This window comes from Phenylobacterium sp., assembly GCF_965229015.1.
Taxonomy (GTDB): Bacteria; Pseudomonadota; Alphaproteobacteria; order Caulobacterales; family Caulobacteraceae; genus Phenylobacterium.
Window position 1 is genome coordinate 1,157,977 of the sequence record NZ_CBDDIM010000001.1, and the last position, 12,343, is coordinate 1,170,319.

Genomic DNA, 12,343 nt, shown 5'->3' on the forward strand with positions numbered 1-12,343 from the left:
CGCTCCGCCGCCGGTTGACTGGACGGCTGCGCGCCGGAGCGGGTAAGGCCAAGACATGACCAAGTCCGCCCCCACCGTCGCCGAGGCTCCCGGCGTCATGCGCACCACCGGCTGGGCCGACTACGCCCTGCTGGACTCAGGAAATGGGCGCAAGCTTGAGCGCTATGGGCGCTATTCGGTGGTCCGGCCCGAGCCCCAGTGCCTGTGGGCGCCGTCCCTCGGCGAGGACGTCTGGGCCAATGCGGACGCCGTCTTCGATCCCAGCGACGAGGAGGACGCCGGCCGCTGGCGATTCCGCGAACAACCCAAGGACACCTGGCCCCTGGCCTGGCAGGACGTGACGTTCAAGGCCCGGTTCACCGCCTTCCGCCATCTAGCCTTCTTCCCCGAGCAGGCCGCCAACTGGGCCTGGCTGGACGAGAAGGTCCGCGCCGCCCCGGGCCAGCCCCGGGTGCTGAACCTGTTCGGCTATACCGGCGTCGCCAGCCTGGTCTGCGCCGCGGCCGGGGCGGCGGTGACCCATGTGGACGCCTCGAAGAAGGCCATAGGCTGGGCGCGCGAGAACGCCGAGGCCTCGGGCCTGGCCGACAAGCCGATCCGCTGGATCTGCGAGGACGCCCGCCGCTACGTGCAGCGGGAGGTGCGGCGGGGCTCGAAATACGAGGGCATCATCCTCGATCCGCCGAAATACGGCCGCGGCCCCGACGGCGAGGTGTGGAAGCTGTTCGAGAACCTGCCTGAGCTTTCGGCGCTATGCGCCGAACTTCTCTCGGATAAGGCGGAATTCCTGCTGCTCAACGCCTATGCCGAGCGCATCTCCGGCGCGGCCCTGGCCGGGCTGCTGGCCGATCGGCTGAAGGATCGCGGCGGCCGCATCGAATGGGGCGAACTGGCCCTGGTGCAGCAGGACGGATCCCGCCAGATCGGCATGTCCTTCTACGCCCGGTGGGCGCCGTGAGCGACCGCACCGTCACCTCCCTGACCAATCCCACGGTCAAGGCCGTGAGGGCCCTGCACCTGCGCAAGGAACGCGACGAGACCGGCCTGTTCGTGGCCGAGGGGCTGAAGATCGTCACCGAGGCGGTGGAGACCGGCCACGCCCCGGCCATCCTGATGTATGGCGCCGAGGCGACGGGCCATCCCCTGCTTCGCCAGGCCATGAGCGCCACCAAGGCGGCCGGCGGCGAGGTGATCGAAGTGACTCCCGAGATCCTCGCCAAGGTCTCCCGCCGCGACAACCCGCAGGCGGTGGTGGGGGTGTTCCGCCAGGTGTTCACCGCCCTGGAGGACCTGAATCCCGAGGTCGCCCCATGCTTCGTCGCCCTGCACCGGGTGCGCGACCCCGGCAACCTGGGGACTATCGTGCGCACCGCCGACGCCGCCGGCTGCGGGGCGGTGATCCTGGTGGGGGAATGCTGCGACCCGTTTTCGGTGGAGGCGGTGCGCGCCACCATGGGTTCGATCTTCGCCGTGCCCATCGTTCGGGCCAGCGAGGACGTCTTCGCCGCCTGGCGGGCCAAGTGGCCCGGCTCGGTGATCGGCACCCTGCTCACCGCCACCATGGCGCACCACGAGGCGACCTACGCCAAGCCCGCCCTGGTCTTCATGGGCAACGAGCAACAAGGCCTGACGCCGGAGATGGCGGCCCTGTGCGACGTCAACGTCAAGATCCCCATGCGCGGCCGGGCCGACAGCCTGAACCTCTCAGTGGCGACGGGGATTATGATCTACGCGGCGACCGCGGCATGAACGATCAGCCGCAATGGCTGGCCTGGGCGCGCGAACTGCAGGCCCTGGCCCAGACCAGCCTGCACTACACGCAGAGCGAATACGACAAGGAGCGCTACGAGCGGGTCCGCGAGATCGCGGTGGCGATGATGGCGGCCGGCAGCGAGGCCGCGCCCGAGACGATCCTCGACCTGTTCGCGCGCCAGGCGGGTTATGCGACGCCCAAGGTCGATGTCCGCGCCGCGATCATCCGCGACGACAAGATCCTGATGGTCCCAGAGTTGATCGACGGGGGCCGCTGGTCCCTGCCCGGCGGCTGGGCCGACGTGAACGCCTCCCCCAGCGAGTGTGTGATCCGCGAGGTCCGCGAGGAGACCGGCTACGTCGTCGAGGTCCGCAAGCTGGCGGCGGTGATCGACCGGAACAAGCACGCCTACCTCCCCGAGCCGTTCCAGGCCTACAAGCTGTTCTTCCTCTGCGAGATCGTCGGCGGAAGCCCCCGGGACAGCATCGAGACCGGCCAGCCCGCCTTCTTCGCCCTGGACGCCCTGCCGGAGCTGTCGCCCGCCCGGGTGATCCCGCAGCACATCGCCCGGATGTTCGACCACCACGCCGACCCCAGTCTGCCCACCGACTACGACTAGCTCCCGCGCGGCTTGGCCCGCGCCGTCGGCGCGGTGTTGGCGGGGTCCTCGGGCCAGACGTGCTTGGGGTAGCGGCCGCGCATGTCGGAGCGGACGTCCTTCCAGGAGCCGGCCCAGAAGCCCGGCAGGTCCTTGGTGGTCTGGACCGGGCGATGGCCCGGGGACAGCAGGGACAGGGTCAGGGGCGTTCCGCCGGCGACGGTGGGATGTTCCTTCAGACCGAACACCTCCTGCACCCGGACGTCGACGCGGGGGCCGCCCTCGGCGGCGTAGTCGATGGCGAAGGCGTTGCCGGTGGGCGCCGTCCATCTCAGAGGCGCCGCGGCGTCCAGGCGGCGTTGCTGATCCCAGGGGATCAGGGCGCGCAGGGCCGCGTCGAGGGCGTCGGGCTTCAGGGCGGCCAGGGAACGGACGCCCGGCAGCAGGGGGACCAGCCAGTCGTCCAGGGTCTCGATCAGGGTGGCGTCCGAAAGGTCGGGCCAGTCGCCGCCGGCGGCCCGCAGGAAGCCGACGCGGGCGCGCAGGGCCTCGGCGGCCGGCCCCCACTTCAGCGCCCCGAGCCCCTCACTGCGCACGCGGTCGGCCAGGGCCTGGGCGATGAGGGCGGGATCAGGGTTCTCGTCGATCTGCTCGCGCAGGGTCAGGCGGCCCAGGCGGGTGATCTGCTTGGCGCGCAGGCGGCCCGCCCCGCTCTCCTCCAGCCGGCTCTCGACGACGAGTTGACCGGCGAAGGCCGCCATCAGATCGGCCTCGTCCAGGGGCGCGGCCAGCAGGATGCGGTCGCGGCGGTCTCCGCCCCCCAGTTCGGCGATGGCCAGCCACTTCTCCCTGGCCAAGGCGTCTGTGGGCTCGAGAAAGGCGCCCCGGCCGCTGACCAGCTGGAACTCGCCGGTGGGTCCGCGCGCCTTGGCGACACGTTCGGGATAGGCGAAGGCCAGCAGCAGGCCGTCGTCCAAGGCTTCGCCCTTGCCGGCCTTGCCCGCCATGCCCGCCCAGCGGTCGGCCAGCGCCCTGGCGTCGCGGGCCCGGGGGGAGCGGTCCCGTTCGAAGGCCTCCAGGCGATGGCGCAGGTCGGCGTCGCGGCCCCCCAGGCCTCGCTCGGTGACCAGGGCGGCGATGCGGGCGGCGCGGGACGCCTGGCCGGTCTCGGCCGCCTTGAGGATCATGTGGGCCAGGCGCGGCGCCAGCGGCATCTCGCTCAGCGCCTCACCGTGCGGTGTCAGCACGCCGTCGTCCGTCAGGGCCTCCAGGCGGCGCAGCAGGGCCCGCGCCTCGGCGAAGGCGGCGGCCGGCGGCGCGTCGAGAAAGGCCATGCTCCCCACGTCCTTTGCGCCCCAGCGGGCCAGGTCCAGGGCCAGACCCGAGAGGTCGGCGTCGAGGATCTCCGGGTCGGCATAGGCCGGCAGCGCCCGGGTCTCGGCCTCGTCCCACAGGCGGTAGGCGACGCCGGGCTCGGTGCGGCCGGCCCGCCCCCGGCGCTGGTCGGCGGCCGCGCGGCTGACGCGGACGGTGGCCAGGCGGGTCAGGCCGCTGGCGGGGTCGAAGCGGGGCACGCGGGCGACGCCGCTATCGATGACCACGCGGACGCCCTCGATGGTCAGGCTGGTCTCCGCGATGGAGGTGGCCAAGACCACCTTGCGCACGCCCGTCGGCGGCGGGGAGATGGCCCGGTCCTGGTCGGCCGGGTCGAGGGCGCCATAGAGGGGGGCGATCAGCACGTCGGGCCGCCGGACCCGCTCGGCCAGCAGGTCGGCGGTGCGGCGGATCTCCCCCTGCCCCGGCAGGAAGACCAGGATGCTGCCGGTCTCCTCAGCGAGCGCCCGCTCGACGGCGCGGACTGCGCGGTCCTCCAGCCGGAGGCGGTCGTCGCGACCCAGGTAGCGGGTGTCGACGGGATAGGCGCGGCCCTGGCTCTCGAGGACCGGCGCGTCCAGCAGACGGGCGACGGCGGCCCCGTCCAGGGTGGCCGACATCACCAGCAGGCGCAGGTCGTCCCGCAGCAGGCCCTGGGCGTCGCGGGCCAGGGCCAGACCCAGGTCGGCGTCCAGGCTGCGCTCGTGGAACTCGTCGAAGATCACCAGTCCGACGCCCTCGAGGGTCGGATCGCCGAGAATCATCCGGCTGAAGACGCCCTCGGTCACCACCTCGATGCGGGTGCGGGCCGAGATGCGGGACTGCATGCGGACCCGGTAGCCGACGGTGTCCCCCACCCGCTCGCCTAGGGTCTTGGCCATGCGCTCGGCCGCGGCGCGGGCAGCGAGCCGGCGGGGCTCCAGCATGATGATCTTGCCGCCGCCGAGCCAGGGCTGGTCCAGCAGGCGCAGGGGCACGAGGGTGGTCTTGCCGGCGCCCGGCGGCGCCACCAGGACGGCGGAGGTCTTTTCGACCAGGGCCGCCTGCAAGTCAGGCACGATTTCCTCAACAGGCAGCATGGTGGGGGTCTATCCGCGCCCAGGGGCCGCGCCAAGCCTTGCCGCTTGACCGCCGGGTGAGCAGACCGCACGGTCCGGCAAGCTTAATTCGCGCGGCGGGGGGACCGCCGCGACTGGGAGGGAATATGTGGCGTGTAAAGCCGCTCGACGCGATCCTCGCGACCGCTGAAAAGAAATCACTTCACCGATCCCTGGGGGCGTTCCAGCTGACCATGCTGGGGATCGGGGCCATCATCGGCACCGGCATCTTCGTCCTGACCGCCGAGGCCGCCCAGAAGGCGGGCCCCGGCATGATCGCCGCCTTCGTCATCGCGGGCTTCGTCTGCGCGGTCGCCGCGCTCTGCTACTCCGAGATGTCGGCCATGGTGCCGGTCTCGGGCTCGGCCTACACCTACAGCTACGCCGTCATGGGCGAGATGGTGGCCTGGATGGTGGGCTGGGCCCTGATCCTGGAATACGCCGTCGCCGCCGGCGCCGTCTCGGTGGGCTGGTCGGGCTACGTGGTCGGGCTTATCGAAAACGCCTTCGGCATCGACATCCCCAACGCCCTGGTGCTCGGGCCCATGGACGGCGGGATCGTCAACCTGCCGGCCGCGGGCATCGCCCTGCTGGTGACCTGGCTGCTGGTGATCGGCACCCGGGAGTCGGCCACCGTCAACGCCATCCTGGTGGCCATCAAGGTCGCGGCCCTGTCGCTGTTCTGCGTCCTGGCCCTGCCGGTGATGAAGATGGAGAACTTCGAGCCCTTCGCCCCGCTCGGCATGGCCGGGATCTCGGCGGCCGCGGCCTCGATCTTCTTCGCCTATGTGGGCTTCGACGCGGTCTCCACCGCGGCCGAGGAGACCAAGAATCCTCAGAGGAACATGCCCATCGGCCTGATCGGCTCGCTGGGGGTCTGCACCATCTTCTACATCCTGGTGGCCTCGGGCGTGATCGGCACGGTCGGCGCCCAGCCGGTGATGGACGCCGCTGGCCACGGCCTGCGTCCCGGCAGCCCCGAGATGACCGCCGCCTGCGGCGCGCTCGCCGGCGACCACGTGGTCTGCTCCAAGGAGGCGCTCGCCTGGACCCTGCGCAAGATCGGCTGGCCCCAGATCGGCAACCTGCTCGGCCTCGCCGCCGGCCTGGCCCTGCCCTCGGTCATCCTGATGATGATGTTCGGCCAGACCCGCATCTTCTTCGTGATGAGCCGTGACGGCCTGCTGCCGGCCGTGCTGTCCAAGGTGCACCCGAAGTTCCACACCCCGCACGTCATCACCATCATCACCGGGGTCTTCGTGTCCCTGTTCGCGGCCTTCTTCCCGGTGGGCGTGCTGGCCGACATCTCCAACTCCGGCACCCTGTTCGCCTTCGCCATGGTGGCCATCGCGGTCATGGTGCTGCGCAAGACCGATCCGGGCCGCAAGCGTCCCTTCCGCACCCCGGCGGTGATGATCGTGGCCCCCCTGGCCGCGGCGGGCTGCATCTATCTGTTCTTCAGCCTGTCGAAGGAAACCCAGCTGCTCTTCGTGATCTGGGCGGCCATCGGCCTGGTGGTCTATTTCCTCTACGGTTTCCGTAACAGCCACATGGCCCGCGGCATCGTCGAGGTGCCCGAGCTGTCGCCCGACGCGCCGCCGGAATCGGTCCCGCCGATGCCCGGCGCGCCGCCGCCCGGCTCGCACTGAGCTCAAGTCCACGGCAAGGCCCGGGATCACATCCCGGGCCTTTTCTTATGGGGCGCGAGCGCCGATGCTAGGACCATGTCCGAGACGGCCTCCCCCATCCGCGCCATCATCGCGCCGGTCACCCCCCTGGCGCAGAACTGCACCATCGTCTGGTGCGTGAAGACCAAGAAGGCGGCCATCATCGATCCGGGCGGCGAGGTCCCGCGCCTGCTGGAGGCGCTGAAGGCCCACGACTTGACCCTGGAGAAGATCTGGATCACCCACGGCCACCTGGACCACGCCGGGGGCACGGCGGCCCTGAAGGCGATCACCGGCGTCCCCATCGAGGGGCCGCACCGCGACGACGCCTTCTGGATCGACCAGATGGAGGCCAGCGGCGCCAAGTGGGGCATGCCCGAGGCCAGGCGCTTCACGCCCGATCGCTGGCTTGAGGACGGCGACGTGGTCACCCTCGGCGAGACCCAGTTCGAGGTCTATCACTGCCCCGGCCACACCCCCGGCCACGTGGTCTTCTTCCACCGCGAGGCGCGCTTCGCGCAGGTGGGGGACGTGCTGTTCCAGGGTTCGGTGGGGCGCAGCGACTTCCCGCGCGGGAACCACCAGCAGCTCATCGCCTCAATCACCGGCAAGCTGTGGCCGCTCGGCGACGACGTGGCCTTCGTCTCCGGCCACGGACCGATGTCGAAGTTCGGCGCCGAGCGCCGGACCAACCCCTTCGTCGCCGACGACGTACTGGCCGACGATTAGCGGTTTCAGTCGTGAAATCTGTGCGTTACGCGGAGGGCTGAAAATGGCGCGAATGGAACCCAGCACAGACCAGGTCCCCGCGACCGCCCGCATCCTGATGGTCGACGACGACCCCGGCATTCTCGACGTCGTCTCCGACTTCCTGGGCAAGCACGGCTACCTCGTCGACACCGCCGGCGACGCCCGCGAGATGGAGCAGGCCCTGGAGCGCGGCCCCGTCGACCTGATCGTCCTGGACGTCATGCTGCCCGGCGAGGACGGCCTGTCCATCGCCCGCCGGCTGAGCGGAGACGGCCCGCCGATCATCATGCTCTCGGCCATGGGCGAGGACACCGACCGGATCGTCGGCCTGGAGCTGGGCGCCGACGACTACCTGGCCAAGCCCTGCAATCCCCGGGAGCTGCTGGCCCGGGTCCGCGCCGTTCTGCGGCGGGCCGAGCAGCGGGGCGCCTCCAACGGCATCGGCGCCGGCTGCGAGTTCGCCGGCTGGCGGCTGGACCTGGTGCGGCGGGAGCTTCGCTCGCCGCCCGGCGTGGTGGTGAACCTGTCCTCCGGCGAGTTCTCCCTGCTGCGCGCCTTCGTCGAACGGCCCCAAAGGGTCCTGACCCGCGACCAACTGCTGGACTTCGCCCGCGGCCCCGATTCCGACGCCTTCGACCGCGCCATCGACGTGCAGATCAGTCGCCTGCGCCGCAAACTGGACGACGGCGGCGGCGGCCAGGACCTGATCCGCACCATCCGCAACGAGGGCTACATGTTCACCGCCAAGGTGAAGCGCACATGACGAGCGCGTGGTCGGGGCGGCCCACCGCGTCGCTGTTCGCCCGGCTGCTGACCCTGATCGGCATCAGCCTGGTGGCGTCCCAGGCCATCAGCCTGTTCATGATCTTCAACCTGCCGCCGCCGGCGCCGGACTTCTACCGGCTGAGCGAGGTGGTGCAGACATTCCGCGGAAACGCCCCGGCCTTCACCGAGCGGCGACCGCTGGAGCTGAAGATCGTGGCCAAGCCGCCCTCCCCGGCCATGGAGGGCCGCACGGTGCCGCAGATCCGGGCGGAGCTGGCCCGGGAGTTCGGGGTCACGGCGGACCGGGTGGTGATCGCCGCGCCGTCGCGCCTGCCGGTCTCCGACCGCCGGGTGTTCCGGATCATCCGCGACCGCATGGCCCGGGCCGGCGGCGAGCGCGAGGAACACTTCCTGATCGCCCCCTTCGACGTGGGGGTGCAGCGTGCCGATGGCCGATGGGACGTGGTTCGCCCGACCCCTGGCCTGGGTCTGGATCCCTGGCAGCAGCGGATCGTGCTGTGGCTGGTGGTGTCGGGCCTGGCCCTGGCGCCGGTGGCCTACATCTTTGCCCGCCGCCTGGCCCAGCCGTTCCAGATGTTCGCCGACGCCGCCGAGCAGCTGGGCCGCGATCCGCGCGGCGCACGCCTGCCGGTCTCCCTCAAGGGCACGGCGGAGATCAATGTCGCGGTGCGGGCCTTCAACGACATGCAGGACAGGCTGCGGCGCTACGTCGAGGACAGGACCGCGATGGTGGGCGCCATCGCCCACGACCTGCGCACCCCCCTGACCCGCCTGCGCTTCCGCATCGAGAACGTGCCCGAGGAGACCCGCGCCAAGATGGCGGCCGACATCGACCAGATGGAGGAGATGATCGCCGCGGCCCTGACCTTCGTTCGCGACGCCAGCCGCCCGGCCGACCGCACGCCCCTGGAGCTCTCCTCCCTGCTGGAGAGCGTCTGCGACGAGATGGCCGAGACCGGCTTCGACACCGAGGTGGAGCGCGGCGAGAAGGTGGTGATCGAAGGCGATCCGGTGGCCCTGCGCCGCCTGTTCACCAACCTGCTGGAGAACGCCGTGAAGTTCGGCGATCGGGCCCGGGCGCGGGTCTATCGCGACGCCGCCACCGCCATCGTCGAGATCGAGGACGACGGACCGGGCATTCCGCCGGCCGACGCCGAGCGGGTGTTCGAGCCCTTCTACCGCCGCGAACCCTCCCGCAGCCGCCAGACAGGGGGCATTGGCCTGGGCCTGGCCGTGGTCCGTTCGGTGGCGCGCGGCCATGGCGGCGACGTGGTGATGATCAACCGCACCGGCGGCGGCCTGACGGCTCGGGTGCAACTGCCGCTCTGACTTCGTCGTCGATCACGCGATCGTTGGCAGGGGACTTCGAGGTCTTTCAGTCGCCGTCCTGGGGCCGAGCGCCGCCGCAGAGATCGAGGCCCAGCCGGCCCAATTCCCGTCTGGCCGGGCTCGTGGCCCGACATGTCACGGGCCCGGCGGGTGCGCCGCCGCGCCTGGCCAGCGAGCCCCCTCAACCCGACTTGGGCGCGCCGCCGCGAATAAGACGCAACTTTTCTCGCAACCTCTCCCGCATCTTGAGGGTTTGCCTGAGCGTAACCGTACGTGAAGCGGCCCCCATCCGCCTCCCCGTCAGGCTCGCATCATCAGGAGTAGCCCCATGGACCTCGATCCCAACGCCAAGCCGAAGTCCCGTCGCGGATTCGCCGCCATGAACCCCGAGCGCCGGCGTGAGATCGCCCGCAAGGGCGGCGCCAGCGTCCCCGGCGAGAAACGCAGCTTCGCCAAGGACCGCGACCTCGCGGCCTCGGCCGGGCGCAAGGGCGGCGAATCCTCCCGCGGCGGCGGTCGCACCCGCGGCCCGCTCGAAGGCTGACCGCACCGACCCTCGATTGAGACAAGGCACGGCTCCGATCCCCCTCGGAGCCGTTTCTTTACGCGCCACCGGGACTGGACGCCCTCCGGTCCTCCGGCCGCTAGGCCCTCAACAGGACCATCGCGAAGCTCGGCGCCGCGCTCTCCCAGCGCTGCTCCAGCCGCCACCCCGCCGCCGCCGCCAGCTTTCCGAACCCCTCGACCGTGAACTTGTAGGAGTTCTCGGTGTGCAGGGTCTCACCGGCCGCAAAGGCGAAGCTGCGCCCCGCCACCGAGACGGTCTGGGCGCGGGTGCTCACCAGGTGCATCTCCATCCGGCTCTCCTCCGCGTTCCAGACGGCCCTGTGCCGGAAGGCGCCCAGGTCGAAGTCCCCGTCGAGCTCGCGGTTGATGCGGGTCAGCAGATTCAGATTGAAGGCCGCGGTGACGCCCTGGGCGTCGTCATAGGCGGCCACCAGGGTCGCCTCGTCCTTGACGATGTCCATCCCCACCAGGAAGGCCGCCCCCCGCCCCAGCAGGCGGCGCGCGCCTGAGAGGAAGGCGATCGCCTCGTCAGGGCGGAAATTGCCGATGGTGGAGCCGGGGAAGAAGCCGACGCTGGTCATGTCGGCCACGGCCGCCGGCAGGCTGAGGGCGGTCGTGAAGTCGTCCACCAGCGGCGCCACCACCAGGTCGGGATAGTCGCGGCCGATCGCCTGGGCGGCGGCGTCCAGGGCGTCCTTGCTGATATCGATGGGGACGTAGGCCGCCAGCTGCGGCGCGGCGTCGAGCAACAGCCGGGTCTTGGTGCTGGCCCCGCTGCCGAACTCCACCAGGGCCGCGCCGGCCGGGATCGCGGCGGCCATCTCACCGGCCTTGGCGCGCAGCAGGGCGGCCTCGGTGCGGGTGGGATAGTATTCCGGCAGGTCGCAGATCTCCTCGAACAGGCGCGAGCCCTCGGCGTCGTAGAAATACTTGGCCGGGATCGACTTCTGCGGCTTGCCCAGCCCCGCCAGCACGTCGGCGACGAAGCTGTCGTCCTGCGCCGCGGCGCGCTTGGGCTCGCCGTCCCAGGCCAGGCGCAGGCCTGAGAACATCCAACGCTGCTGCGGGTGGAAGAAGTTGCGGTAGGTCGCCCGCACATGATGCTCCGGGGTGGCGCAACAGCCGCCGCGCAGCACCATCTGGCCGATCATGAACTTGCCGTTGTACTCCCCCACGGCGCCGGCGGCCGGATGGAAGCCCGGATAGGGCGAATAGGCGCTGCGGGTCCATTCCCAGACATCGCCGAACATCTGGCGCAGCCCAGGTCCGGCCTGGGTCGCGGCGGGGCCGAGCTGACCCGAGCCCATGAAGTTGCCGGCGATGGGCAGGCCCGCCGCGGCGTGCTCCCATTCGGCCTCGGTGGGCAGGCGGGCGCCGGCCCAGGTGGCGTAGGCGTCGGCCTCGTAGAAGCTGATGTGGGTGACCGGGGCGTGGGGCGCGACGGCGCGCAGGCCCTGCAGGGTCATGGCCGACCAGCCGTGGGCGGCCTCCTGCCAGTAGAGCGGCGCCGTCCAGCCCTGGGCCTGGACCTGGGCCCAGCCCTCGGCCAGCCACAGTTCGGGACGGGCGTAGCCGCCATCGGCCATGAAGGCCAGCCACTCGCCGTTGGTCACCAGCCGGTCGGCCAGCTTGAAGGGCTGCAGGAAGACCTGGTGCCGCGGCCCCTCGTTGTCGAAGGCGAAGCCCTCGCCGCCATGGCCGATCTCCACCAGGCCGCCATCGAAATTGACCGTGCCGGCCGGCCCCGGATCGCCGCTCACCGGCAGGGCGGTGGTGGGGGAATAGGCGGGCTTCAGGGGCGACTGGGCGAAGAGATGCAGGATGTCCATCAGGATCAGCTCCTGATGCTGCTCCTCATGGGCCAGGCCCAGGTCCAGCAGCGCGGCCAGACCCGGCGTCCCGGAGGACAGCAGGTCGTGCATCGCCTCGTCCACATGGGCCCGATAGGCCAGGACCTCGTCGCGGGACGGACGAGTCAGCAGGCCGCGCTCGGGCCGCGGCTGCCGCGGACCCAGCGCCTCGTAATAGGAATTGAACAGATAGGCGTAGCGGGGGTCGAAGACCCTGTAGCCGGGCAGGTTCGGCGCCAGCATGAAGGTCTCGAAGAACCAGCTGGTATGGGCCAGGTGCCATTTGGCGGGGCTGGCGTCCGGCATCGACTGGGCGGCCATGTCCTCGCTGGAGAGGAACCGCACCAGGTCCTCGGTGGCCTGGCGGATCCGGTGATACCGCCCTACCGACTGGCCAAGGACGCCGCGGAGCGGGGCGGGCAAGGGACCTGCCTCATCGGAGGGCGCCATGGATACTCCTGCGGAATGAACGCGTCTGGGATGTCGCGGCGCGGGCCGCGAGAAAGCTTGCCCCCAAGCTTCCGTCAACGACCGAAGGTCGTCCTTCGTTCCCTAGATTGGGGGTCGGGCGC

At 70.9% G+C, this 12,343-nt stretch carries 10 protein-coding genes; 8 read left to right on the forward strand and 2 right to left on the reverse strand.

Translation table 11 applies throughout. The features are described 5' to 3' along the window. Window positions 1-55: 55 nt before the first annotated feature. The 3 genes from ACO06I_RS05765 to ACO06I_RS05775 are packed head-to-tail and all read left to right on the forward strand — an operon-like array spanning window position 56 to window position 2,372. Window positions 56-958, forward strand: coding sequence for a class I SAM-dependent methyltransferase (locus ACO06I_RS05765; protein WP_421931635.1), 903 nt, complete (start codon window positions 56-58; stop codon window positions 956-958). Then, window positions 955-1,749, forward strand: coding sequence for a TrmH family RNA methyltransferase (locus tag ACO06I_RS05770; RefSeq protein WP_421931636.1), 795 nt, complete (start codon window positions 955-957; stop codon window positions 1,747-1,749). The genes ACO06I_RS05765 and ACO06I_RS05770 overlap by 4 nt, the downstream gene beginning before the upstream one ends. Next, a complete protein-coding gene (locus tag ACO06I_RS05775; protein WP_421931637.1) occupies window positions 1,746-2,372 on the forward strand; it encodes an NUDIX hydrolase in 627 nt (208 codons plus the stop codon). Before ACO06I_RS05770 ends, ACO06I_RS05775 begins: the two co-directional genes overlap by 4 nt. Here the strand turns inward: ACO06I_RS05775 and hrpB are convergent. Continuing rightward, window positions 2,369-4,804: an ATP-dependent helicase HrpB gene (gene hrpB, locus ACO06I_RS05780; protein ID WP_421931638.1), complete on the reverse strand. Its 2,436-nt coding sequence runs from the start codon at window positions 4,802-4,804 to the stop codon at window positions 2,369-2,371. The genes ACO06I_RS05775 and hrpB overlap by 4 nt on opposite strands. A gap of 125 nt (window positions 4,805-4,929) precedes the next feature. Between hrpB and ACO06I_RS05785 the strand changes: the two genes are divergently transcribed. The 5 genes from ACO06I_RS05785 (at window position 4,930) to ACO06I_RS05805 (ending at window position 9,898) form a co-directional block, all read left to right on the forward strand. Next, a complete protein-coding gene (locus tag ACO06I_RS05785; RefSeq protein ID WP_421931639.1) occupies window positions 4,930-6,471 on the forward strand; it encodes an amino acid permease in 1,542 nt (513 codons plus the stop codon). Between the two features lie 75 nt (window positions 6,472-6,546). Then, a complete protein-coding gene (locus ACO06I_RS05790) occupies window positions 6,547-7,218 on the forward strand; it encodes an MBL fold metallo-hydrolase (protein ID WP_421931640.1) in 672 nt (223 codons plus the stop codon). Between the two features lie 52 nt (window positions 7,219-7,270). Continuing rightward, a complete protein-coding gene (locus ACO06I_RS05795; protein WP_421931641.1) occupies window positions 7,271-8,002 on the forward strand; it encodes a response regulator in 732 nt (243 codons plus the stop codon). After that, window positions 7,999-9,354 (forward strand): sensor histidine kinase, encoded by a 1,356-nt coding sequence (locus ACO06I_RS05800; RefSeq protein ID WP_421931642.1) that lies wholly within the window; start codon window positions 7,999-8,001, stop codon window positions 9,352-9,354. Before ACO06I_RS05795 ends, ACO06I_RS05800 begins: the two co-directional genes overlap by 4 nt. 328 nt (window positions 9,355-9,682) lie before the next feature. Then, complete coding sequence (locus ACO06I_RS05805; protein WP_215340069.1) at window positions 9,683-9,898, forward strand: general stress protein; 216 nt, start codon at window positions 9,683-9,685, stop codon at window positions 9,896-9,898. Between the two features lie 100 nt (window positions 9,899-9,998). Here the strand turns inward: ACO06I_RS05805 and egtB are convergent, their stop codons facing one another. Further along, a complete protein-coding gene (gene egtB / locus ACO06I_RS05810) occupies window positions 9,999-12,194 on the reverse strand; it encodes an ergothioneine biosynthesis protein EgtB (RefSeq protein WP_421931643.1) in 2,196 nt (731 codons plus the stop codon). Window positions 12,195-12,343: the final 149 nt, after the last annotated feature.